General features: G+C 63.5%; 19 protein-coding genes and 1 tRNA gene. 2 read left to right on the forward strand and 18 right to left on the reverse strand.

The genetic code is table 11. From position 1 onward, the window contains the following. Positions 1 to 5 precede the first annotated feature (5 nt). Together IP90_RS04060 and IP90_RS04065 are read left to right on the forward strand one after the other, a co-directional pair. Positions 6 to 2,732, forward strand: coding sequence for a glycoside hydrolase family 19 protein (locus tag IP90_RS04060; RefSeq protein ID WP_144898349.1), 2,727 nt, complete (start codon positions 6 to 8; stop codon positions 2,730 to 2,732). Then, entirely contained in the window at positions 2,729 to 3,556 is an 828-nt protein-coding gene (locus tag IP90_RS04065) for a hypothetical protein (RefSeq protein ID WP_144898350.1), read from the forward strand. The genes IP90_RS04060 and IP90_RS04065 overlap by 4 nt, the downstream gene beginning before the upstream one ends. Positions 3,557 to 3,772: 216 nt before the next feature. Here IP90_RS04065 and pnp read toward each other — a convergent pair whose 3' ends face one another. The 18 genes from pnp to nuoE all read right to left on the reverse strand — a co-directional run bounded on the left by pnp (position 3,773) and on the right by nuoE (position 25,038). After that, complete coding sequence (gene pnp / locus IP90_RS04070; protein WP_144898351.1) at positions 3,773 to 5,881, reverse strand: polyribonucleotide nucleotidyltransferase; 2,109 nt, start codon at positions 5,879 to 5,881, stop codon at positions 3,773 to 3,775. A 148-nt stretch (positions 5,882 to 6,029) separates the two neighbouring features. Continuing rightward, on the reverse strand, positions 6,030 to 6,290 hold the full coding sequence (gene rpsO, locus IP90_RS04075) for a 30S ribosomal protein S15 (protein WP_144898352.1): 261 nt from the start codon (positions 6,288 to 6,290) through the stop codon (positions 6,030 to 6,032). A 147-nt stretch (positions 6,291 to 6,437) separates the two neighbouring features. Next, positions 6,438 to 7,424: a tRNA pseudouridine(55) synthase TruB gene (gene truB, locus IP90_RS04080; RefSeq protein WP_144898353.1), complete on the reverse strand. Its 987-nt coding sequence runs from the start codon at positions 7,422 to 7,424 to the stop codon at positions 6,438 to 6,440. Positions 7,425 to 7,497: 73 nt separating this feature from the next. After that, a complete protein-coding gene (rbfA, locus tag IP90_RS04085; protein ID WP_144898354.1) occupies positions 7,498 to 7,872 on the reverse strand; it encodes a 30S ribosome-binding factor RbfA in 375 nt (124 codons plus the stop codon). Between the two features lie 84 nt (positions 7,873 to 7,956). Continuing rightward, entirely contained in the window at positions 7,957 to 10,569 is a 2,613-nt protein-coding gene (gene infB / locus IP90_RS04090; RefSeq protein WP_144898355.1) for a translation initiation factor IF-2, read from the reverse strand. Positions 10,570 to 10,747: 178 nt separating this feature from the next. After that, positions 10,748 to 12,253, reverse strand: a complete 1,506-nt coding sequence (nusA, locus tag IP90_RS04095; RefSeq protein WP_144898356.1) for a transcription termination factor NusA — start codon at positions 12,251 to 12,253, stop codon at positions 10,748 to 10,750. Positions 12,254 to 12,257: 4 nt separating this feature from the next. After that, a complete protein-coding gene (rimP, locus tag IP90_RS04100; RefSeq protein WP_144898357.1) occupies positions 12,258 to 12,908 on the reverse strand; it encodes a ribosome maturation factor RimP in 651 nt (216 codons plus the stop codon). 205 nt (positions 12,909 to 13,113) lie between these two features. Beyond that, positions 13,114 to 13,190 (reverse strand) — tRNA-Met (locus IP90_RS04105). 106 nt (positions 13,191 to 13,296) lie between these two features. Next, positions 13,297 to 14,739 carry an NADH-quinone oxidoreductase subunit NuoN gene (nuoN, locus tag IP90_RS04110; protein WP_144898358.1) on the reverse strand — a complete coding sequence of 481 codons (1,443 nt, stop codon included), beginning with the start codon at positions 14,737 to 14,739 and terminating at the stop codon, positions 13,297 to 13,299. 2 nt (positions 14,740 to 14,741) lie between these two features. Further along, on the reverse strand, positions 14,742 to 16,265 hold the full coding sequence (locus tag IP90_RS04115) for an NADH-quinone oxidoreductase subunit M (protein WP_144898711.1): 1,524 nt from the start codon (positions 16,263 to 16,265) through the stop codon (positions 14,742 to 14,744). Positions 16,266 to 16,299: 34 nt separating this feature from the next. Beyond that, positions 16,300 to 18,405: an NADH-quinone oxidoreductase subunit L gene (gene nuoL / locus IP90_RS04120; protein WP_144898359.1), complete on the reverse strand. Its 2,106-nt coding sequence runs from the start codon at positions 18,403 to 18,405 to the stop codon at positions 16,300 to 16,302. A 4-nt stretch (positions 18,406 to 18,409) separates the two neighbouring features. Further along, entirely contained in the window at positions 18,410 to 18,727 is a 318-nt protein-coding gene (gene nuoK, locus IP90_RS04125) for an NADH-quinone oxidoreductase subunit NuoK (RefSeq protein ID WP_144898360.1), read from the reverse strand. After that, the gene (locus tag IP90_RS04130) at positions 18,724 to 19,365 is read right to left on the reverse strand and encodes an NADH-quinone oxidoreductase subunit J (RefSeq protein ID WP_144898361.1); all 642 of its coding nucleotides are present in this window, start codon (positions 19,363 to 19,365) and stop codon (positions 18,724 to 18,726) included. The genes nuoK and IP90_RS04130 overlap by 4 nt, the downstream gene beginning before the upstream one ends. A gap of 9 nt (positions 19,366 to 19,374) precedes the next feature. Beyond that, positions 19,375 to 19,863, reverse strand: a complete 489-nt coding sequence (gene nuoI / locus IP90_RS04135; RefSeq protein ID WP_144898362.1) for an NADH-quinone oxidoreductase subunit NuoI — start codon at positions 19,861 to 19,863, stop codon at positions 19,375 to 19,377. A gap of 1 nt (position 19,864) precedes the next feature. After that, positions 19,865 to 20,929, reverse strand: a complete 1,065-nt coding sequence (gene nuoH / locus IP90_RS04140) for an NADH-quinone oxidoreductase subunit NuoH (RefSeq protein WP_425477067.1) — start codon at positions 20,927 to 20,929, stop codon at positions 19,865 to 19,867. After that, on the reverse strand, positions 20,926 to 23,157 hold the full coding sequence (gene nuoG, locus IP90_RS04145; RefSeq protein WP_144898363.1) for an NADH-quinone oxidoreductase subunit NuoG: 2,232 nt from the start codon (positions 23,155 to 23,157) through the stop codon (positions 20,926 to 20,928). The genes nuoH and nuoG overlap by 4 nt, the downstream gene beginning before the upstream one ends. Beyond that, positions 23,154 to 24,506, reverse strand: coding sequence for an NADH-quinone oxidoreductase subunit NuoF (nuoF, locus tag IP90_RS04150; RefSeq protein ID WP_144898364.1), 1,353 nt, complete (start codon positions 24,504 to 24,506; stop codon positions 23,154 to 23,156). The genes nuoG and nuoF overlap by 4 nt, the downstream gene beginning before the upstream one ends. A 4-nt stretch (positions 24,507 to 24,510) precedes the next feature. Further along, positions 24,511 to 25,038: an NADH-quinone oxidoreductase subunit NuoE gene (nuoE, locus tag IP90_RS04155; RefSeq protein WP_144898365.1), complete on the reverse strand. Its 528-nt coding sequence runs from the start codon at positions 25,036 to 25,038 to the stop codon at positions 24,511 to 24,513. Between the last annotated feature and the right edge of the window lie 80 nt (positions 25,039 to 25,118).

A 25,118-nucleotide genomic window follows, 5' to 3' on the forward strand; every position in this document is an offset into this window, starting at 1 on the left:
TGTTGATGGCTGACGAATCCCCCAAGACGCCCGAACCGATCAGGAAATGGGCGTATCCCTTCAAGCGCAGGGGCGACCCGAAATCGAAAGACGCCAAGGCGGCCGAAGTCACCGACCCCAGTATCTATTTCGAGGCGCTGGCCACCGCTGAAGATGGCTTTTATCCGATCGGTGCCAACGGCCTGTGGCATGGCGGCATCCATTTCGGCAGCCAGACCGGCAACGTCCTGGCGCAGGACGAGGGCGTACGCTGCATTGCCGACGGCGAAGTCATTGCCTACCGCATCGACAGCGCCTATCCCCAGGTCGAGTACGAATGCGGCAAGGCGATCTATTCGAAGGGCTTCGTGCTGGTGAAACACCGGCTGCAATTGCCGCCGGCGCCAAAGAAGACCGCGACAGATGCGAAGGCAGGCGACAAGACTGCGGCGTCACAGCCAGCCACGCCGGACTCCAGGCAATCGGCAGAAGAACCCACGTTGACGTTCTTCAGCCTGTACATGCACCTGCTGGACTGGACTGGCCACGAAGCCGGAAAGGCTCTTGCGCGACCTGCGTTCTGGAACGACAGCGAGAAGCGGGTCGTCGACAAGAAAGCCGTCGACAAGAATCCATATGCCCAGCCCGCGACCGAAGAGAAAGGCATCCGGATTCGCCAGGGCAACAGCAGCAAGACGCCGGCCATTGGCTGGTTGCCTCCTGGCGCCAGAATCACGCTCGAACCTGGTACAGGCGCCTGGCGCAAGATCGCCTCTGTGGATAGTGAAGCCATGCAAGCAGACCCTGTCCATGCCGCTCTGGCTGATGCTCCATTGGGCTGGGTCTACACCAAGGAGCTTGATGTGGCGCAGGGCGAGCCGAAAACAAAAGACTCAGTCCATGTGCTGGACAAGCCTGCACCTATCAAGGCAGGCGATCTGATCGGCTACCTGGGCCAGTACCAGCGCTACGTGGATACGAGCGCCATGGCCTGCAAGGACAGGCCGCTGCTCCATGTCGAAATCTTCAGCGGCGATGATGTCCAGAGCTTCATCGACAAAAGCAGGGCCCGTGGCAAGGAACTCGACGCCAGGCAGAAAACCCTGCTGGTGCTCGACAAGGGCACCCGACTCGTCCTGCCCGCTGAACCCGACCAGACGATCGCCGCCGGCACCGACGTCAAACTCTCCAGCGACTCCCCCAAGTCCGGCGACTGGGCCAAGGTGCAGCAACTTGCGACCACGCCAGCCCCCACAAAAAAGAACCCCAACGCAGTCAAGCAGACCCCGACCGGTGAGGCGCTGTGGGTGCAGCGCACTGTGCTGGGGGTGAACGGACAGCGGGCATCGACAGCGGGCGAGCTCCAGGCATGGAAGCAGTTCCCGTTGCAATCCGGCGGTGCCAACGGACCGCAAGCCACTTATCTGCGTGTTGCTGCGATCAAGACGCTCAAGAGGACCGCAACCGACGACAAGGGCGTGCGCTGGTGGGAGATCGATGTCGATACGCCGGACGCCAACGGCAATACGCTTGGATGGGCGTGTGAAACCGGTCACCTGCAATCCCCATGGGAATGGCCAGGATTCGAAATAGTCAGCGAAACCGCAGTGCTGACCGACCTGCACGGCAAGCAGATCATCAATCAGCGACTGGATACGTCCGCCGACAAGGATGACTTCAAGGCCAAGGCCGAGCGCGCCAAGGAAGGCGCACTATTCCAGAAGCTCTACGACGTGATCGATGCCGACAAGAAGGACGGCCTGACTACCGACGAACTTCGCGCAGCGCTGAAGAAGCCGTGGCTCGCGCAGACCATATCACGCGTGATCGCCCGCTACGAAAGCGAATGGGGCGGCGATATGTGCAAGTGGGATGAGCTCGATCCGCACATGGGCGACAAAGCCAACGATTGGGCGAAAGAGAAGGGGCGCATCAGGGAACTGCAGTGGTGGAACGAGCTCAAGGGAAAGAAGGGCCTCCCCGAAGCAGCCACGATGCTCCATATGCATCCGATTGCAGTGATCGCAAATTTCAATTCACCGTCTGGCTGCTGCGAACTAACAACATCAAACTTTCGTGACATCTTTGGCGATCGCAAGATATTCAATCACAAGAACATGCCAACAGATGGCGATTCTTACGATGCAAACATCGATAAATTTGTCGATCTTATGAACTCTGCCTTCACTAAGTACGGTTTCGAAAACTGCTTACATAAGCAACACTTCCTCGCCCAGTGCTATCACGAGAGCGATCATTTCAATACAACGATCGAATATGCAAGCGGGTCAGACTACGATATATCTAACTATCCGGAATCTTATTGCACCGTTGGCAACCCAGAATACAACAAGAAGAAGTGCCGACGCCGCAAGCAGATTCTCGCCGAGGGCAACACCAGCGTTGGGGATGGCCCCACCTACAAAGGCAAAGGAATTATTCAACTGACGTGGAAGGGCACTTATCAGAAATATGAGGACTATTCTGGAACAAAAGTAGTCAGCGACCCTATGCTCGTCTCTTCGGACCTAACGACAGTCATCGATAGCGCCTTCTGGTTCTGGACAAAGTTCAAAGGTGAGAACATAAACGCCAAGACTGATCGCTACTACGCAGAGCTATCGGGAACCTTGAGCGACGAAGCGCTTCATGACGAAGTAGTTAAACGAATAACTAAGGTAGTGAACGGCGGCGATCGTGGACTTTCCGAGCGTCAAACACTATTCAAGAGGATCAGGGAGAAGCTGAAATGACGCGTCATTCGTCATTCACCCTATTGCTATTGGCCCTGTCACTAGCAGCTTGCAGCAACAAACTGCCTGCGGAAGACGGCACTCAGACTTTTGACTACCTACAACTACCCCCCGGGAAAAGCATTGATTCGGGACAACTCTGCGAGCATTTAAAAGTCACCGCAACTCTCAATGACAACGTCATTACCTTGGAGTCTGGGGCTGGGTCATATCACATAAAAAACGAACTCGATGATGGCGCATCAGAACTTATTGCTGGAGATTTCTGGGGAAATGGCCAATGCTTTATTGCAGTCATGAATGCACGTAGCGACGTTAATGAGTCCTACGACGTATACGAAATCACCGCTTCATCGCCACCATATAAAGTTCCATCCATACCAACCATCATCAATCCAGACTTCGCAAATGGCGTAGTAATTAGCAGCTACCGAGACGCAGCTCGTTGGCACAAGGAAAAACTGTGTTATCCGCCAGGAAAATCGCCCTATATCTGCGAGAAGTCAGACGCCGTTAACGACACGCTGGAACGTGTCATTCGATGTGATTCAATTGGAGCCTGTGACCGAGCGTCGCTGATGGTAGTAGTCTCAGGATTGCCAGCAACAGCAACGGTTTCCCAAAGCAAGGCTGTTATTTTTATGCCAAGTGCCGATGGTCAAATGAGACCGCAGCGATCTTATTTAATTCGCGGAGATCGCTTAAACCTATTGGATCACAGAGATTTAGATGATGCCGCGTATTACCAGTTCGAGTTTAAGGGCAGAAAGACAACCGTTGGCTGGATAGATGCATCGGCAGTTACGTTGGACCATAGAGATTGAAGCTCAGAGCCCCCTCAACCAGGCGGCTAACATCAAGTGCATTGCCGCAGAAAGCCAAAGGCAGCCATCCCGGGTCCTGCTCTGCTGAACACATGAGTTATTTCTGCCTGTTCACATTGCCCCAATTCCAAGTAGGGCCTGGATTCGGCGATTGCTGAAACGAAAAAAGCGGGCCAGAGGCCCGCTTTTTCTTGTTCTCGGCAATGGCGCAGCGGCTTACTCAGCCACCACACCCTCGCCTTCCTCGACAGCCTTCATCGACAGGCGGATGCGGCCCTGCTTGTCGACTTCCAGTACTTTGACCTTGACCATGTCGCCTTCCTTGAGCACGTCGCTGACCTTCTCGACGCGTTCGTTGGAGATCTGCGAGACATGGACCAGTCCGTCCTTTCCGGGCGAGATGGTGACGAACGCACCGAAGTCCATCAGCTTGGCGACCTTGCCCTCGTAGATGCGGCCCGGCTCGACGTCGGAGGTGATCTGCTCGATGCGCGACTTGGCGGCCTGCCCTGCGGCGGCGTTGACCGATGCAATGGTGATCGTGCCATCGTCCTGGATGTCGATCTGGGTGCCGGTTTCCTTGGTGATCGCCTGGATCACCGAACCGCCCTTGCCGATCACTTCGCGGATCTTGTCGGGATGGATCTTGATGGTGATCAGGCGCGGCGCAAAATCGCTCAGTTCAGGGCGCGGCACGGTGAGCGCGTTGGCCATCTCGCCGAGGATATGCAGGCGACCGGCCTTGGCCTGCGCCAGCGCGGTCTTCATGATCTCCTCGGTGATGCCCTGGATCTTGATGTCCATCTGCAGCGCCGAGATGCCCTTTTCGGTACCGGCCACCTTGAAGTCCATGTCGCCCAGGTGATCCTCGTCGCCGAGGATGTCCGACAGCACGACGAAGTCGTTGTCTTCCTTCACCAGGCCCATCGCGATGCCCGCGACCGGCGCCTTGATCGGCACGCCGGCGTCCATCAGCGCCAGCGAGCTGCCGCAGACCGAAGCCATCGACGAGGAACCGTTCGACTCGGTGATCTCGGAGACGACGCGGATCGTGTACGGGAACTCTTCCATGGTCGGCATCACTGCCAGCACGCCGCGCTTGGCGAGGCGGCCGTGGCCGATTTCGCGGCGCTTCGGACCCATCATGCGGCCGGCTTCACCGACGGAGTAAGGCGGGAAGTTGTAGTGGAACAGGAAGTGTTCCTTGTACTCGCCGGCGACGGCGTCGATGATCTGGCCATCGCGCGCGGTGCCCAGCGTCACGGCGACGATCGCCTGGGTTTCGCCGCGGGTGAACAGCGAGGAGCCGTGCACGCGCGGCAGCACGCTGACGCGCGATGCGATCGGGCGCACGGTGTCCAGGGCGCGACCATCGATGCGGACCTTGGTCTTGAGCACGGAGCCGCGCATGGTCTGGTATTCGAGCTCGCCGAATTCCTTCGACATCTCGGCTGCGTTCCAGCCATCGGCTTCGGCGCGTCCGGCCAGCATCTGCATCACGTCTTTCTTGATTGCGGCGATCGCGTCACGGCGCTGCAGCTTGTTACGCACTTGGAAGGCGTCGGCAAGCTGATTGCCCACGGCTTCGGTCAGCGCGGAAATCATGGCTTCGTTCTTGGCCGGGGCGGACCATGAGAACGCCTTGATGCCGGCGTCGACGGTCAGCTCGTTGATCGCGTTGATCGCCTTCTGCAGCTCGCGATGGCCAAACATCACCGCGCCCAGCATGACGTCTTCAGACAATTCTTTGGCTTCGGACTCGACCATCAGCACGGCGTTGGAGGTGCCGGCGACGACCAGCTCGAGCTCGGAATCCTTCAACTCGGTCACGGTCGGGTTCAGCAGGTATTCGCCGTTCTTGTAGCCGACCTTGGCGGCGCCGATCGGGCCCTGGAACGGAGTGCCGGCCAGCGACAGCGCGGCGGACGCGCCAATCAGGGCAAGGATGTCGCCGTCCACTTCCGGATTCATCGACATTACGGTGGCGATGATCTGCACTTCGTTGCGGAACTCTTCCGGGAACAGCGGACGGATCGGGCGATCGATCAGCCGCGAGATGAGCGTTTCCTTCTCCGTGGCGCGGCCTTCGCGCTTGAAGAAGCCGCCGGGGATGCGGCCGCCGGCGTAGAACTTTTCCTGGTAATCGACGGTGAGCGGGAAGAAGTCCTGCCCTTCGCGCGCGCTCTTGGCGGCGACGGCGCTGACCAGCAGCACGGTGCCCTCGCACGACACCATCACGGCGCCGCCGGCCTGGCGTGCGATCTCGCCGGTTTCAAGGGTGACTTGCTGCTTGCCGTACTGGAAGGTCTTGGTAATTTTCGCCACTTTGGTTTCCTTGATGCTTATGAACCGGTGCGGGCCCTTGCCCGGACCGGGTGGCCGCGCTGCGCGGCCCAGCCGTAAAACGGTACTCGTGAAACGGAACTGGAAAAACGAAACCGCGGCGCATCGCTGCGCCGCGGTCGGTGTCTGGTTAGCGACGCAGGCCCAGCTTCTGGATCAGGGCCTTGTAACGCTCGGCGTCTTTCTTGTGCAGGTAATCGAGCAGGCTGCGGCGGCGGTTGACCATCTTCAGCAGGCCGCGCCGGCTGTGGTGATCCTGCTTGTGGGTCTTGAAGTGCCCGGTGAGCTGCTCGATGCGGGCGGTCAACAGCGCGACCTGGACTTCCGGGGAACCGGTGTCGTTGCCGCCGCGCTTGTTTTCTTCAATGATCTTGCTGGTGTCGATGGACATTTGGGAGTCTCGATAGATGCGAAACCGGCAGGAACGCGCCGCCGGAAAAGCCGGAGGGCGCACCGCTTGGTTCGCCGTGAACGGAGGATATGAGGGCCGAAAAACGGCCGCGAAATTGTAGCCGCCAGACCCTTTCAAAACAAGGCGTTACTGCGCCGGATCGCTCGCCGGGGTCAACGGCGCGACCGCCCAGGTGAACAGGCGCTGCGGGCGCAGATGGCCCTGGAGATCGACATGACCCAGTCCCAGCGCCCGGCCCTGCTGCCCATACAGGGCCACTTCCCCGGCTGGCCTGAACTCGCCAGCCACGGTCTGGCCCTGTGCCAGGCGCTTGGCCTGCGCGGGATCCACCTGCACTTCCGGCCATGAGGCCATGCCGGTCTCGACCGGCAACAGGCAGGCCTCCAGGCTGCGCTCACTCCGCGCTGCCAGCGCCTGCAGCGCCTCAAGGGTCCACATCCGCGGTTCGCGGAAGGGATCGACCCACAGACGCCGCAGTTCCGCCACGTGCGCGCCACACCCGAGCGCTTCGCCCAGGTCACGCACGAGGCTGCGCACATAGGTACCCGAGCCACATTCCACGTGCAGGCGCAGCAACGGCTCACCGGCGTCGAGCAGGTCGGCGGCGGACTGCAGTTCGAAGGCGTGGACCTCGACCTCGCGCGTGTCGATCTCCACTGTCTCGCCGCGCCGCGCTTTGGCGTACAGCGGCTCGCCGCCTCGCTTGAGTGCCGAGTAGATCGGCGGACGCTGCTGGATGCGGCCGGTGAGCTCGCGCAGCGCCGCGTCGATCGTGCCGATGTCCAGCGCCGGCACGGGACGCTCGCGCAATGGCTGGCCTTCGGCGTCGTCGGTATCGGTGACGATGCCGAGCCGCGCCACCGTGTCATAGGCCTTGCGTGCGCCCAGCAGTCCACCTGCGATCTTGGTCGCCTCGCCGAAGCAGATCGGCAGCAGGCCGGTGGCAAGCGGATCGAGGCTGCCGGTGTGGCCGCCCTTCTCGGCGCGGAACAGATGGCGCACGCGCTGCAGTGCCTGGTTGGAACTCAGGCCGCGCGGCTTGTCGAGCAGCAGGATGCCGTCGAGCTTGCGGAATTTGACCTTCTGAGCAGGCGTGCGCGGCTTTGGGGTCATTGGGCGGGAATTGTAGGGTGGGTGCTGGCCCACCGCCTACGGATGCGCCGGGGACGATAAGCCAAGGCCTACCCTACGGCTTCTCGTCACCGGCATCGGCGTCCTGCGGGGGCAGATCGCGCAGCAGGTTGTCGATGCGCTCGCCGCGATCCACCGAATCGTCGTACTGGAAATGAAGCTCCGGCACGTGCCGCAGCTTCATGATGTTCGCCAGCTGGTAGCGGATCTCCTTCGCGTGATCCTTCAGGCCTTTGACCGCTTCAACGGCGCGATCGGCCTGCAACGCGATCACGAACACCTTGGCGTGCGCCATGTCGCGGGTGACCTCGACATCCGACACGCTCGCCGACGGCAACCCGTATTCATCGATGGTCTTGCGCACCAGCGCGCCCAGCTCGCGGCGGAGCTGGGCGGAGACGCGGTCGGTGCGATGGAAGGATTTTTTCATGGGGGCTGGGATCTGGGGACTGGGGGCTAGGATCGAATTCTTGGGCTTTTCAGCCCCTAGTCCCTATATCCCGGCCCCGCTCCATCACAATGTGCGCTGCACTTCGATGCGCTCGAAGCACTCGATCTGGTCACCCGGCTGCACGTCGTTGTACTGCTTCACGCCGATGCCGCATTCGGTGCCGTTGCGCACTTCGTCGACGTTCTCCTTGAAGCGGCGCAGCGATTCCAGCTCGCCTTCGAAGATCACGGTGTTGTCGCGCAGCACTCGGATCGGTTTGTGGCGCTTGACCACGCCCTCGGTGACCATGCAGCCGGCCACGGCGCCGAACTTGGAGCTGCGGAACACATCGCGGACTTCCGCGGTGCCGATGATCTCTTCGCGGATCTCGACGCCAAGGATGCCGGAGGCAACCTGCTTCACCTGGTCGATCACGTCGTAGATGATCGAGAAGTAGCGCAGGTCGACGCCATTGGACTCGATCACCCGACGAGCCGATGCATCGGCTCGGACGTTGAAGCCGATGATCGTGGCCTTCGAGGTAACCGCCGAGTTGGCGTCCGACTCGGTGATACCGCCCACGCCGGAGCCGATCACGTTGATGCGGATCGCAGGCGTCGACAGCGCGGTGAGCGCTTCGCGCAGCGCCTGCACCGAACCCTGAACGTCGGCCTTGATGATCAGCGGCAGGCTGAGCTGGCCTTCGGCCTGGCCCATCTGCGCCATGATGTCTTCCATGCGGTTGCCCGGCACGGCGACCAGGCGCGACTCGCGACGCTTGGCGTCGCGTTGCTGCGCCACGTCCTTGGCCAGGCGCTCGTCGGCGACGACGACGAAATCGTCGCCGGCATCCGGCACGCCGGACAAGCCCAGTACCTGCACCGGGATCGACGGACCGGCGCTTTGCACCTGCTGGCCGTTCTCGTCGAACAGCGCGCGCACGCGGCCGTACTGGATGCCGCAGACCAGGTAATCGCCCTTTTCGAGCTTGCCCTGCTGCACCAGCACCGTTGCCACCGGGCCACGGCCCTTGTCGAGCGAGGATTCGATCACCACGCCGGAAGCACGTCCTTCGGCCGCCGCGGAAAGTTCCAGCACTTCGGCCTGCAACGTGATCGCATCCAGCAGCGTGTCGACGCCCTGTCCGGTCTTGGCCGACAGCTCGACCATCTGCGTGTCACCACCGAAGTCCTCGGCGACCACACCCTCGGCGAGCAGTTCGTTCTTGACCCGAAGCGGATCGGCATCGGATTTGTCGATCTTGTTGATCGCCACGATCAGCGGCACGCCGGCCGCCTTGGCATGCTGCACCGCTTCCTTCGTCTGCGGCATCACGCCGTCGTCGGCCGCGACCACCAGCACCACGATGTCGGTGAGCTTGGCGCCGCGCGCGCGCATCGAGGTGAAGGCTGCGTGGCCAGGGGTGTCGAGGAAGCTGATCACGCCATTGGGCGTTTCGACGTGGTACGCACCGATGTGCTGGGTGATGCCGCCGGCTTCGCCGGAAGCCACCTTGGTACGGCGGATGTAATCGAGCAGCGAGGTCTTGCCGTGATCAACGTGGCCCATGATGGTGACCACCGGCGGACGGCCCTGCTTGTCGCCCTGCGTCTCTTCGACGTGCGCGAGCAGTTCGCTTTCCGCGTCGCCTGCGTCGGCACGCACGGCCGTATGTCCGAGTTCCTCGACCACCAGCACTGCCGTGTCGTGGTCGATGGTCTGGGTGATGGTCGCCATGACGCCCATCTTGAACAGCGTCTTGACCACGTCGCCGCCCTTCAGCGCAAGCTTCTGCGCGAGATCGGCCACGGTGATCGCATCGCCGATCGCGACTTCACGCACGATCGGCGCCGTCGGCCGGGAGAAGCCATGCGCACCGCCGCCACTGCGCGACTGTTCGACCTGGCGTCGCGCCTTGGGCTTGCCGCGGGCGGTGGAGCGGCGCGCGCGTTCGCTGGCACTCAGGTGCAGCTGGCCGGCGAACCGTGCGGCGTTGTCGTCATCCTCGACGCCAGCCACCATGACGTGCGAGCCGCGCGTCTTGTGCTTGTGGGCGGCGTTGCGATCGTCGTTACGCGGCGCCACGTCGTTGCGCGACGCGGATTTGCCGTGATGGCTGGACGGCTTGGCGGCGCGAGTGGCCTCTTCTTCCGGAGTACCAGTGCCGGCAGCTGCGGCCGCAGCGGTTACGGCTGCCTCGGCCTCGGCGGCCAATTGGCGCGCGGCCTCTTCTTCCTGCTGGCGCTTGAGCGCGATTTCATCGGCGCGACGCTTGTCGTCCTCGGCCAGCTTCTGCTGTTCGCTCAGGTTGCGGCGACGCGATTCCTCGAGCTTGCGCAGGGCCTCGTCGCGCTCGTCGTTCTGCGGCACTTCCACTTCGCCGGCCTTGACGTAGGTGCGCTTCTGGCGCACCTCGACGTTGACCGTGGTCTTGCTGCGGCCGGCGGCGACCGTCAGCTCCTGCACCTTGCGGCGGTTGAGCGTGATCTTCTTCGGCGCAGCGGCGGCCTCGACCGGCTTGTCGGCCTTGCCGTGGGCGCGCTTGAGGAAGCCGAGCAGCTTGACTTTCTCGATGCTGGTGACGACCTGGTCGGGACCGCTGAAGTTCATGCCGGCTTCGGCCAGCTGCTCCAGCAGTTTCTCGACCGGCGTATTCACCAGTTCGGCGAGCTTGCGGATGGTGGTTTGCTGCGACATTCGGTTTCCGTGTCCTTTGGCGCGGGCCGAGACCCGGCGCGCTGATGGAACGATTCTAAATCTTTATGGGGCGAGAGCCTTTCTAGACACGGATAAAGTCCGAAAAAAGCGGATTAAGCCATTGGTTTTCGCTTTTATCGCTTTTATCCGATCCGATCCGTGTCCAGTCTTTTGGCTCTCAGCCCTCCTTTTCCAGCCGGGCGATCATGTCGGCGCGGGCCGCCATGATCAGGGCCGCGGCGCGCTCAGCATCCATGTCTTCGATATCGGTGATCTCGTCGACTGCCAGATCGGCCAGGTCGTCGCGCGTGCGCACGCCGCGCGAGGCCAGCACGTAGGCGGTCGCCTCGTCCATGCCTTCCAGCGTCAGCAGGTCTTCGGCCGGCTGGTGTTCGTCCAGTTCTTCCTCGACGGCCAGCGCATCGTTGAGCAGCGCGTCGCGGGCGCGGGCACGCAGTTCCTCGACGATGTCCTCGTCGAAGCCTTCCACCGCCAGCAGTTCGCCGACCGGCACGTACGCGATTTCCTCGACCGTGCTGAAGCCTTCGGCGACCAGGATGCCGGCGATTTCGTCGTCGACTTCCAACTTCTCGACGAACAGCGCGCGCGCGGCGGTCTGCTCGGCCTCGGACTTGGCGGCAACCTGGTCCTGGGTCATCACGTTGAGCTGCCAGCCGGTCAGACGGCTGGCCAGGCGCACGTTCTGGCCGCCCTTGCCGATCGCCTGCGCCAGCCGGTCTTCGGCGACCGCCAGGTCCATGGAATGCTTTTCCTCATCGACGATGATCGACTGCACTTCGGCCGGCGCCATCGCGTTGATCACGAACTGCGCCGCGTTGTCGCTCCACAGGATGATGTCCACGCGCTCGCCATTGAGCTCGTTGGACACCGCCTGCACGCGCGAACCGCGCATGCCGATGCAGGCGCCGATCGGATCGGTACGCGCGTCGTGCGCGAGCACCGCGATCTTGGCGCGGTCGCCCGGGTCGCGTGCGCAGGCTTTGATCTCGACCAGGTCCTGGCCGACTTCCGGAACTTCCAGCTTGAACAGTTCCATCATGAATTCAGGCGCGGCGCGGCTGATGAACAGCTGCGGGCCACGCGGCTCGCTGCGCACGTCGTACAGGTAGCCGCGCACGCGGTCGCCAGCGCGCAGCACGTCGCGCGGAATGCCCTTGTCCTTGGGGATGAACGCTTCAGCGTTGCCGCCCAGGTCGACATAGATGTTGCCGCGCTCGGCGCGCTTGACGGTGCCGGTGACCAGTTCGCCGACGCGATCCTTCCACGCATCCACCACCTGCGCGCGTTCGGCTTCGCGCACGCGCTGCACGATCACCTGCTTGGCGGCCTGTGCGGCGATGCGACCGAAATCGACGTTCTCAATCTGCTCCTCGATGAAGTCGCCGACCTCGGCACCGTCGCTTTCGTCGACCGCGTCCATCAGCCGGATCTGGCGGTCCGGGGATTCCATGACCACGTCGTCGGCCACCACTTCCCAGCGGCGGAAGGTTTCGTAGCTGCCGTCCTTGGGATCGATCGCCACGCGCACCGACACGTCCTGCTCGGGATAGCGCTTCTTGGCAGCCGAAGCCAACGCGGCCTCGATCGCCTCAAGGATCACTTCCTGCGGCACGCCCTTCTCGTTGGCGACCGCGTCCACCACCAGCAACAGTTCCTTGCTCATCTCTCTACTCCGCACTGGACGGCTTGCGGGCCGCCGGCTTCTTGGTTTGTTGTTTGCCTTGCTTGGCTTGCTTGTCCGCGGAACGCGTGCCGCGCCCGCCGGCTTTCTGCTTGCCCGGTCGCGCATCGCGCCCGGAAGCGTCCTTGGCGGGGCCGAAACCCAGCGCCACCCAGTCCGGCACCAGCCGGGCCTTGTCGATGTTGTCGAACGCGATGACGAACTCATCGCCACCATCCAGCGCGAACACGACGGTATCGCCTTCCACGCGCACGATCCTGCCCTGCAGCCGGCGGCGCCCTTCCTGCGGCAGCTTCAGGCCGACCTTCGCCGACTCACCGGCGAAACGTGCGAACTGCGCGGTCGTGAACAGCGGGCGGTCGACGCCTGGCGACGACACTTCCAGCGTGTACTGGCTGGTGATCGGATCCTCGACGTCCAGTTGCGCCGACACTTCGCGGCTGACCGCCTCGCAATCCTCGATGGTGACCGCGCGCGGCGCGCCATCGGCGGAGGTATCGCTTTCCGGCACATCGATATACAGCCGCAGCAAGGCATTGCCCGGCGCCGGCAGGTATTCGGCACCCAGCAATTCCAGGCCCAGCGATTCGATCGTCGGGGCCAGCAGCTTGGCGATGTCGGTGGCTTTGTCGCTCATTCGCGTCGCAGTGAATCCGTTTCGTCAGTTCGTTCGGCCTGATGCCGCGTGAATCCGTGTCCGGAAAACAAACAAGGGGCCCGTGGGCCCCTTGTCCGATACCACTGGATTTCGGTGCCGAGCGCATCGCGTGCGCCTCGGCAAAGCCCGACTTTCCGGCCAACAAAAAAGCCTCGAGAGAGGCTTTCCGTCGACTGCGAAAAGCTGGTAGCGGGGGCAGGATTTGAACCTGCGACCTTCGGGTTATGAGCCCGACGAGCTGCCAGACTGCTCCACCCCGCAGCAGATTCGAAATTATGGTGACTTCCGGGACTTATTGCAAGCCCGACCGAGGTTCAGCCCGTGCAGACGCCGTTCAACAGGTCCACGGCAGTCGGCCGTGCGCGGCTCAGGCAAACGCCTGCTGGCACCACGCCATGATCGGGTTCCAGAACAGGCCCAGCACCAGCAGGGCCAGCGCGTTGGCGCCGAACACGACCTGCAGCGGGCGGTCGCTGCGGGGCACGGGGCCGTCGCCCACCGGTTCGTCGAAATACATGACCTTGATCACGCGCAGGTAGTAGAACGCGCCGATCACCGCGGTGACGATGCCGACGATGGCCAGCCACATCAGGTCGCCATTCAGCGCTGCACGCAGTACCGCCAGTTTGGCCCAGAAACCGAGGAACGGCGGCACGCCGGCCAGGGACGCCATCACGCACAGCACGAGGCCAGCCAGCCACGGGCTGCGCGCGTTCAGGCCCTTGAAGTCGTCGATGCTGTCCGCCTCGAAGCCGTTGCGCGACAGCACCACGATCGCGCCGAACGCCGCCGCTGACATGATCGCGTAGCTGATCGCATAGAACATCGCCGCTGCATAACCCTGCGCCCCGCCGCCAGCAAGGCCGAGGAACAGGAAGCCGACATGGGACACGGTGGAGTACGCCAGCATGCGCTTGAGATTGCTCTGCGCCAGCGCCACCAGGTTGCCGATGATCAGCGACAGTGCGGCCAGGCCGGCGACCAACACCTGCCAGCGGTCATCGAGGGGACCGAAGCCGGATTCGAGCAGCCGGTACGCCATGCCGAAGATGGCCAGCTTGGGCGCGGCGCCGATGAAGATCGTGATCGGCGTCGGCGCGCCGTGGTAGACGTCCGGCAGCCACATGTGGAACGGCGCCGCGCCGAACTTGAACGCGATGCCGGCCACCACGAACACCAGGCCAGTCAGCATCAGGTCGGGATTGGAGGAGATGTCGGCGACCGCACGGATCTGCGCCAGATCCAGCGTGCCGGTGGCGCCGTATACCAGCGACAGGCCGTACAGCAGGATGCCCGAGGCCAGGGAGCCGAGCACGAAATACTTGATCGCCGCCTCCGACGCGACCGGGCCATCACGATCGACCGCGACCAGCGCGTAGGAGCTCAGAGCCAGCATTTCCAGGCCCAGGTACACCGTCACCAGGCTGCCGGCGGATACCAGCAGCATCATGCCGGAGACCGCGAACAGCATCAGCACCGGCACCTCGCCCTTGTACAGCCCGCGCTCGCGCAGGTATGGCCAGGCATAGAACAGCGATACCGCGCTGATCGCGCAGATGGCGATCTTCAGCACGTCGGCGGCGTCATCGCGCACGAACATGCCATTGAGTACCACGCCCTGCCCGCCGACACCGGCCACGACCAGGCCGGCCGTCACCAGCAGGACGGCGATGGCAAGGACGTGCGTGACCACCCGCCGCGACTCCTCGACGAACAGGTCCAGCATCAGCAGCGCGAACGTCGCGCCGACCAGCACCAGTTCCGGCAGCAGCGGCAGCAGTTCAGTGGCGGGTGGAATCGGAAGCGTCATCGTCACAGTCCGGTGAGTTTGGTGGCCGCCAGCTGCGTCGCCAGTTGCGCGATCGAAGGCGCCATCAGGTCGGTCAGCGGCTTGGGCCACAGGCCGATCAGCAGCACGCCGACGGCATAGGTGCCCAGTACCAGCGCCTCGCGCGGATTCAGGTCCTCGAGCTCGGCCACGTGCGCGTTGCCGATCTCGCCATAGATCACACGCTTGACCAGCCACAGCGTGTAGGCCGCGCCGGTGATCAGCGTAGTGGCCGCGGCGAAGGCGATCAGCGGATGCTTCTGGAAGCTGGCCAGGATCACCATGAACTCACCGACGAAGCCCGACGTGCCCGGCAGGCCGGAGTTGGCCATGCCGAACAGCACGAAGAACGCAGCGAACCACGGCATCACGTTCGCCACGCCGCCGTAGTCCCTGATCATGCGGCTGTGCATGCGGTCGTACAGCACGCCGACGCAGGAGAACATCGCCGCGGAAATGAAGCCGTGCGAGATCATCTGCACCATCGCACCCTGCAGGCCGAGGCGCGCGGCGTCGACATTGGCGTAATCGCGGACCAGACCGAAAGCGATGAAGGTACCGAGGGTGACGAAGCCCATGTGCGAGATCGACGAATACGCGATCAGCTTCTTCATGTCGTCCTGCACCAGCGCGACCAGGCCGACGTAGATCACCGCGATCAGCGACAGCGCGATCACCAGCCAGGCCCATTCCTGCCCGGCATCGGGCACGATCGGCAGGCTGAAGCGCAGGAAGCCGTATCCGCCGATCTTCAGCATGATCGCGGCCAGGATCACCGAGCCGCCGGTCGGCGCCTCGACGTGCGCATCCGGCAACCAGGTGTGCACCGGGAACATCGGCACCTTGACCGCGAACGCGATCAGGAACGCGAAGAACAGCCAGGTCTGCTCGGCCGCCGACAACTGCAGCTGATACAGGTCGGCCAGTTGCCAGCTGCCGCCCTTCAGGTACAGGTAGATCAGCCCGACCAGCATGAACACCGAACCGAGGAAGGTGTACAGGAAGAACTTCACCGACGCGTACACGCGCCGCGGGCCGCCCCAGACGCCGATGATGATGAACATCGGGATCAGCATGCCTTCGAAGAACACGTAGAACAGGATCGAGTCGAGCGCGCTGAACACGCCGATCATCAGTCCCTGCAGGAACAGGAACGCGGCGTAGTACTGGCTGACGCGCTTGTCGATCGAGCCCCAGGCACCGATCAGCACCAGCACGGTGACCAGGTTGGTCAGCGCGATCAGCGCCACCGAGATGCCATCGACGCCGAGGTGGTACTGGATGTCGTACGCCGGGATCCAGGCGCGCTGCTCGACGAACTGCATGCCGGCTTGCGCATAGTCGAAGCCGGTGAACATCGGCACGCACAATGCCAGGCCGGCCAGCGCCACGAGCAGCGCCAGCCAGCGCGCGGCATCCGGGCGATTGTTGCCAAGCGCGAGCACGGCGCCGCCGCCGAGGATCGGCAGCCAGATCAGCGCGCTCAGCAGCGGGAATGCGTTCTGCAAGGGCTCGGGGCTCACGTCGCGGGTCCTTGTCTCGTCATAGCCAGAATTTGATGAGCACGGCCAGGGACACGATCAGGCCGAGGATCATCGCGAAAGCGTAGTGGTAGAGGTAGCCGGACTGGGTGCGGCGCAACAGGTTGGCGGTGAAGTCGACCAGACGTGCGCTGCCGTTGACGAAGGCGCCATCGATCACCTTCTCGTCGTTCTTCCGCGACAGCTTTCCAAGCAGGAGTCCGCCCCCGGCGAAGCCCTTGATCCAGAGCGCATCCATCCCGTACTTGTTCTCCAGGACGCGCACCGGCCAGGCGAATATCCTCGCCGCCTTGGCCGGCAGTTCCGGCTTCCACCAGTACATGATCGTGGCAAGCACGAAGCCGCCGAGTGCCAGCCAGAACGCCGGCGCCATGAAGCCGTGCAGCGCGAACGCCACCGGGCCGTGGTATTCCGCCGCAAGCTTGCCGATCACGTCGTGCGCCGGTCCCACGTCGATTGCGCCGAGGAAATACGGTGCCTGCTTGTGGTGGCCGAGCGCATCCGTGCCGAACAGCATCGGCCCGGCGGTCAGGAAGCCAATGATGATCGACGGCAGGGCGAGCAGGATCAGCGGCAGCGTCACCACCCACGGCGATTCGTGCGGCGTGTGCGCATGGTGGTCGCCATGGCCGTGTTCGTCGGCGATCGCCGCTTCATGCGCGGCCGAGTCGGCTTCCGGCGCGACGTAGTGGTCCGGTGCCGGATCGTGGAAGCGTTCCTTGCCGAAGAAGGTCATGTACAGCAGGCGGAAGCTGTAGAACGAAGTCACGAAAGCGCCCAGCAGCACCGCCCAGTAACCGTAGGTCGCGATCCATCCTGGTGCTTCGTGCGCATGGTGCGCTGCGGCCTCGATGATCGTGTCCTTGGAATAGAAACCGCTGAAGAACGGCGTACCTACCAGCGCCAGCGTACCGATCAGCATCGTCCAGAAAGTGATCGGCATGTACTTCTTCAGGCCGCCCATGCGGCGCATGTCCTGCTCGTGGTGCATGCCGATGATCACCGAGCCTGCGCCGAGGAACAGCAGCGCCTTGAAGAAGGCGTGCGTCATCAGGTGATAGACGCCGGCACTGTAGGCCGACAGGCCCAGCGCCACGGTCATGTAGCCGAGCTGCGACAGCGTGGAATAGGCCACCACGCGCTTGATGTCGTTCTGCACGATACCGATCAGACCGGTGAAGAACGCCGTGGTCGCACCGATGAACAGCACGAACTGCAGTGCGGTTTCCGACATCTCGAAGATCGGTGACATGCGTGCGACCATGAAGATGCCGGCGGTGACCATGGTCGCGGCATGGATCAGCGCCGAGATCGGGGTCGGGCCTTCCATCGAGTCCGGCAGCCAGACATGCAACGGCACCTGCGCCGACTTGCCCATCGCGCCGATGAACAGGCAGATCGCGATCACTGTCGCCACCGACCACGGATGCCCCTCCCACAGGGTCATCTGCGCGCCTGCCATCAGCGTCGAGTTGGCGAACACGGTGGCGTAATCGAGCGTGCCGAAGTAGTACAGCACCGCGGCGATGCCGAGCAGGAAGCCGAAGTCGCCGACGCGGTTGACCAGGAACGCCTTGAGATTGGCGAAGATCGCGCTCGGACGCTTGAACCAGAAGCCGATCAGCAGGTACGAGACCAGGCCCACCGCTTCCCAGCCGAAGAACAGCTGCAGGAAGTTGTTGCTCATCACCAGCATCAGCATGCTGAAGGTGAACAGGCTGATGTAGCTGAAGAATCGCTGGTAGCCCGGATCGTCGGCCATGTAGCCGATGGTGTAGACATGCACCAGCAGCGACACGAAGGTGACCACCACCATCATCATCGCGGTCAGCTTGTCGATCATGAAACCGACATGGGCGTCGAAGCCGCCGACCTGGAACCAGGTGTAGACGTTCTCGTTGAACGGTGCGGCACCCTGACCGACCAGCTGCCACATCACCCAGCAGGACAGCGCGCAGCTGATCGCCACGCCAAGGATGGTGACGCTATGCGCACCGCTGCGGCCAATGCGACGGCCGAACAGGCCGGCGATGATCGCGCCCAGCAGCGGCGCCAGCACGATCGCCAGCAGGACGGATTTCGAAATTGCGTGTTCGACGCCCGGCATCGGCTCAGCCCTTCAACGTGTCGATTTCGGCGACGTTGATCGTGCGCCGGTTGCGGAACAGGGTGACCAGGATCGCCAGGCCGATCGCGGCCTCGGCGGCGGCCACCGTCAGGATGAAGAACACGAAGATCTGGCCCGCGGCATCGTTCATCTCGCGCGAGAACGCGACGAAGTTGATGTTGACCGCCAGCAGCATCAGCTCGATGCACATCAGCAGCACGATCACGTTCTTGCGGTTGAGGAAGATGCCGGCCACGCTGATGCAGAACAGCGCTGCGCCCAGGGCGAGATAGTGGCCCAGGCCGATGCTCAATCCGATCATGGCTGCTTCTCCTCTGCCGCGGGATCGGGCGTGGCGGGGGAACGCGGTTCGGCCTGCATCTTGACCATGCGCAACCGGTCGGAAGCCTGCACGCGCGCCTGCGCCGACGGGTTCTGGTGCCGGACGCCGGGACGGCGACGCAAGGTCAGCATCACCGCCGCGATCACCGCCACGGTCAGGATCACTGCGGCGACCTCGAACGGCAGCAGGAATTCGGTGAACAGCGTGCGCGCCAGCCAGGTGGTGTTGGGAACGTCGGCGGCCTCGGCCGCCTGCGCCTTGAACGGCAAGGCACGCGCCTTGACCCCGATCAGCACCACCATCTCCACCAGCATGATGACTGCTACGAGCAGGCCCACCGGCAGGTAGCGCACGAAACCTTCGCGCAACGGCGAGGTGTCGACATCGAGCATCATCACCACGAACAGGAACAGCACCATCACGGCGCCGACGTAGACCAGGATCAGGGTCACGCCGAGGAATTCGGCACCCGCCAGGATCCAGGTGCAGGCCACGGTGAAGAAGGTCAGCACCAGGAACAGCGCGGCATGCACCGGGTTCCGGACGCTGATCACCGCCACGCCCGACATCACGGTGGCGGCGGCGAAAACGTAGAAGGCGAGCGAGGCAAGATCCATTCGTCGTCCTCAGCGGAAGGCGGCATCGGCGGCGCGGCGTTCGGCGATCTCGGTCTCGAGACGGTCGCCGATCGCCAGCAGCTGCGGCTTGGTCAGGATGTTCTGACCGCGCGTGTCGAAGTGGTATTCGTGGATGTGCGTCTCCACGATCGAGTCGACCGGGCAGCTTTCCTCGCAGAAGCCGCAGTAGATGCACTTGAACAGATCGATGTCGTAGCGCGTGGTGCGGCGGGTGCCGTCGGCGCGCTGCTCCGAATCGATGGTGATCGCCAGCGCGGGGCATACCGCCTCGCACAGCTTGCAGGCGATGCACCGTTCCTCGCCGTTGGGATAGCGACGCAGCGCATGCACGCCGCGGAAGCGCGGCGACATCGGCGTCTTTTCCATCGGGTACATCAAGGTGTACTTCGGCTTGAACAGGTACTTCAAGGTCAGGCCGAGGCCACCGAGCAGTTCGAGCAGCAGCAGGCTCTTGAAATATGAAACGACCTTGCCCATGTCAGCGGCCCGCCTCGATCACGCCGAAATAAGCCATCAATGCGGTCACGGCGATCCACGCTATGGCGATGGGGATGAACACCTTCCAGCCCAGCCGCATGATCTGGTCGTAGCGGTAGCGCGGGAACGAGGCGCGGAACCAGATGAACGCGCTGGCGAAGAAGAACACCTTGGCGAACAGCCACCACCAGCCGTCGACGGACAGCAACGGAATGCCGAGGCCGTGGAACGGGCTGAGCCAGCCGCCAAGGAAGAAGATCGCGGTCAGGAAGCTGACCAGGATCATGTTGGCGTACTCTGCCAGGAAGAACAGCGCGAACGCCGAACCGGAGTACTCGACCATGTGGCCGGCGACGATTTCCGACTCGCCTTCGACCACGTCGAAGGGCGCGCGATTGGTCTCGGCCACGCCGGATACGAAGTAGACGATGAACATCGGGAACAGTGGCAGCCAGAACCATTCCAGCGCACCGGCATTGCCGGCCTGTGCCATGACGATGGCGCTGAGGTTGATGCTGCCCGACGCGATCATCACGCTGACAAGCGCGAAGCCCATCGCGATCTCGTACGACACCACCTGCGCGGCGGAACGCATCGCACCGAGAAAGGCGTATTTGGAGTTGGACGCCCAGCCAGCGAGAATGACGCCGTACACGCCCAGCGAGGTCATCGCCAGCAGGTACAACAGGCCGGCGTTGGCGTTGGACAGCACCACCTGCGCGTCGAACGGCACCACCGCCCATGCCGCGAATGCCGGCGCCAGCGTGATCAGCGGCGCCAGCACGTACAACGCCTTCTGCGCGCTCGACGGCTGGATCACTTCCTTGAACAGCAGCTTGAATACGTCGGCGAACGCCTGCAGCACGCCCTTGCCGACGTACATCGGGCCGCGGCGCACGTGCATCCAGCCGATCAGCTTGCGTTCCCACACCACGTAGAACGCGACGGCGATGATCACCGGCATGGCGATCGCCAGGATCTTCAACACGATCCACAGCAGCGCGCCGAGCATGCCGAACGACAGCAGCCAGTCGCGGAACGGATCGATCAGCATGTCCGAGATCATGCGCGGGCCACCTTGACGCTTGCGACGACCAGCGGCGAGGTAGCGCCGTAGCCGGTTTCCACCCAGACGCTGCCGGCCGCGACCTTGTCGCTGACCGACACCTGCAACGTGGCCACGCCGCGACCATTGTCGAGCTTGGCCATCGCTCCTTCTTCCAGGCCATGAGCGCGCGCATCGTCCGGATGCAGCGTGGCGCGTGGCCCCACGGTCAATGGATGCGACTGCAGTGCCTGCGCGCGACGGGTGATGCCGTCGACGCGGTAGATCGCCTGCGAGGCGGCAATCTCGAGTCCATCGCCCGTCGACGGCGCCTTCGAAGTCGCGACGACGACATTGCGTGGCACGATGCCTGCGCGCAGGCCCGCCAGATCGGTGAATTCGAAACCCGCCGCCTTCAATTCGGCGCCAAGCGCGCGCAACACACGCCAGCCGGCGCGCGCCTCGTCCGGCAGCTTGCCAGCCGGTACCGCAATCTGGTCGCGGCCGTCCAGGTTGGTCAGCGTGGCATCGATTTCCGGCAGCAATCCAATCGGCAGGATCACGTCGGCGACGGCGCGGGTCGACTTGCAGGCGAAATGGCTGAACGCCACGACCTGGGCATCGCCCAGTGTCTTCATCGCTGTCGCCTGGTCCGCGAAATCCAGGCCCGGCTCGATGCCGTAGACGACATAGGCACTACGCGGCTGTTCGAACACGGCCTTGGCATCGCGCGAAACCGGCAGCACGCCGTGACGCGCCAGACCGAGCGCGTTCGCGCCCTGCGGGATCCGACACAGCCTGGCGCCGGTGACCTGCGCCAGCGAGCGCGCGGCGGTGCGGATCGCGGACGCGTGGGCGCCATTCTCGGCGACCGCGCCGACAATGATCGCCACGCTGCCGGCAGCGTCGGACAGCAGCTGTTTCAGCCCTGCGTCGGCAAGTTCCGCGGCAATGCGCGACGGCGGCACGATCGATTTTCCGGCCAGGTCGAAGGCGACGTCGAAATCGACCGGATTGACGGCATAGATCTTCGCGCCATTGCGCCAGGCCTTGCGCAGGCGCGCATGCAGCAGCGGCAATTCGTGGCGGAGATTGCTGCCGACGATCAGCACGGCAGATGCCTTTTCGATCTCGGCCACCGGCATGCCGAAGACTTCCGCGGTCGCACCATCCGACAGGTCCTGCTGGGCGATGCGGTGATCGAGGTTGCCCGAGCCCAGCGCATCGGCCAGGCGCGCCAGCAATGCGCCTTCTTCGTTGGATGTCGCAGGGTGCACCAGCATGCCCAGGTCGTCGGCGGCGTTGTCGCGCAGGATCTTGGCGGCCCTGGCCAGCGCCTCGTCCCACGAGGCGTCGCGCCACTCTCCGTTTTCCTTGAGCATCGGTCGCGTCGCGCGATCGTCGGCGTACAGGCCCTGATGCGAATAGCGGTCGCGGTCCGACAGCCAGCACTCGTTGACGGCTTCGTTGTCGCGCGGCACCGCGCGCATCACGTCGCCACGGCGCGCATGGAAATACAGGTTGCTGCCCAGCGCATCATGGAAGCCGAGCGATTCCTTGGCGATCAGTTCCCAGGGGCGCGCACGGAAACGGAACACCTTGTTGGTCAACGCGCCAACCGGGCACACGTCGATGACGTTGCCGGACAGCTCGGTGGTCAACGGCTTGCCGTCGTAGGTGCCGATCTCCAGGTTCTCGCCGCGCTGCATGCCGCCCAACTCGTAGGTGCCGGCGATCTCCGCGGTGAAGCGCACGCAACGCGTGCACTGGATGCAGCGCGTCATCTCGGTGGCGACCAGCGGACCGAGGTCCTCGTCGGCGACCACGCGCTTGCGTTCCTGGAAACGGCTGATCGAGCGACCGTAGCCCAGTGACAGATCCTGCAGCTCGCACTCGCCGCCCTGGTCGCAGATCGGGCAGTCGAGCGGATGGTTGATCAGCAGGAACTCCATCACGTTGCGCTGCGACTTCAGTGCCTTGTCGCTGCGCGTGGCGATCTTCATGCCGTCCATCACCGGCGTGGCGCAGGCCGGCGCAGGCTTGGGCATCTTTTCGACTTCGACCAGGCACATGCGGCAGTTGGCCGCGATTGCCAGCTTGTCGTGGTAGCAGAAGCGCGGGATCGGGATGCCGGCCTTGTCGGCGGCCTGGATGATCATCGAGCCCTTCGGCGCAGCCAGCTCGACGCCGTCGATGAAGACGGTGACGTGGTCCGGCGGCAGGTTCGGATTGACCGGTTGCGCGCTCATGCGGCCACCGCCTTCGGTACCACGGTGCCAGCCTGCTGGTCATCGACCAGGAAGCGTCCATTGACGATGGCGTACTCGAACTCGTGCCAGTAATGGCGCAGGAAGCCCTGCACTGGCCACGCCGCGGCTTCGCCGAACGCGCAGATGGTGTGGCCTTCGATCTGTCCTGCGGCGGCCTTCAACACATTGAGATCATCCAGCGTGGCCTTGCCGTCGACTATGCGGGTCAGCATGCGGTACATCCAGCCGGTGCCTTCGCGGCAAGGCGTGCACTGGCCGCAGGATTCGGCGTAGTAGAAACGCGCGATGCGTTGACAGGCGCGGACCATGCAGGTGGTTTCGTCCATCACGATCACGGCGCCGGAGCCGAGGCCGGAACCGGCCTTCTGAATCGCGTCGTAATCCATGGTCAGCGACATCATCGTCTCGCCCGGCAGCACCGGCATCGACGATCCGCCCGGGATCACGCCCTTAAGCTTGTGGCCATTGCGCACGCCGCCGGCCATGTCCAGCAGTTCCGCGAACGACGTGCCCAGGCGGATCTCGTAGTTGCCCGGCCGGTTGACGTGGCCGGATACCGAGAAGATCTTCGGCCCGCCGTTGTTGGGCTTGCCCAGGTTGAGGAACCATTCGGCGCCGTTGCGGATGATCGCCGGCACCGAGGCGTAGGTCTCGGTGTTGTTGATCGTGGTCGGCTTGCCGTACAGGCCGAAGTTGGCCGGGAACGGCGGCTTGTAGCGCGGCTGGCCCTTCTTGCCTTCCAGCGATTCCATCAGCGCGGTTTCTTCGCCGCAGATGTAGGCACCGGCGCCGAGCGCGTTGTAGATGTCGATGTCGATGCCGCTACCGAGCACATTGCGACCCAGCCAGCCATTGGCGTAGGCCTCACGGGTAGCTTCTTCCAGGTGTTCGAACGGCTCGTGATGGAATTCGCCGCGCAGGTAGTTGTAGGCCACGGTGCTGCCGGTGGCATAGCAGGCGATCGCCATGCCCTCGATCACCGCGTGCGGGTTGTAACGCAGGATGTCGCGGTCCTTCGCGGTTCCGGGTTCGGACTCGTCGGAGTTGCAGAGGATGTACTTCTGCATGTCGCCCTTGGGCATGAAGCTCCACTTCAGGCCGGTCGGAAAGCCCGCGCCGCCGCGGCCGCGCAGGCCGGACTGCTTGACCATGTCGACCACGTCGGCCGGCGCGATCTTCTCTTCGAGGATCCTTCGCAGCGCGCTGTAGCCACCGGTCTTCAGGTAATTCTCGTACGACCACGGCTTGTCGAAATGCAGCGTGGTGTAGACGACCTGGTGCTCTTTCGGAGCCGGTCCGACCGGACCCGTTGTGTGCTGATGCGCCACTGCCCTACTCCAACCCGTCCAGCAGCTCATCGATCTTTGCCGGCGTGAGCTTCTCGTGGTAATGCCCGTTGATCACCATCACCGGCGCGCCGCAGCACGCGGCGAGGCACTCTTCCTCGTTCTTGAGGAAGACGCGGCCGTCGGCGGTGGATTCGCCCAGCTTGCAGCCGAGCTTCTTCTCGGCGTGCGCGACCAGGTCTTCGGCGCCATTGAGCCAGCAGCTGATGTTGGTGCAGAAAGCGACATTGTTGCGGCCGACCTTGTGCGTCTCGAACATCGAATAGAAAGTCGCGACCTCGTAGGCCCACACCGGCGGCAGGTCGAGGTACTTGGCCACGCCTGCGATCAGTTCGTCGCTCAGCCAGCCGCCGTTCTGTTCCTGCGCCGCATGCAGGCCCTGCAGCACGGCCGAACGCTTGCGGTCCGGCGGGAACTTGCCCAGCCAGTGGTCGATGTGGGCGCGGGTCTTGTCCGACAGCACGACCATCGGGTCGACATTGCGCGCGTTTTCGAAGTTGCCGGTGGCTTTCATGGGAGCTGTGATTCGTGATTGGTGATTGGTGATTCGCAAAAGCAAGATGACGAGCGATTGCAAGGGCGCCTGCTGGCGCA

Origin of the sequence: Luteimonas cucumeris (assembly GCF_007830035.1) — a bacterium.
In the GTDB taxonomy this organism is placed as follows: domain Bacteria; phylum Pseudomonadota; class Gammaproteobacteria; order Xanthomonadales; family Xanthomonadaceae; genus Luteimonas_C; species Luteimonas_C cucumeris.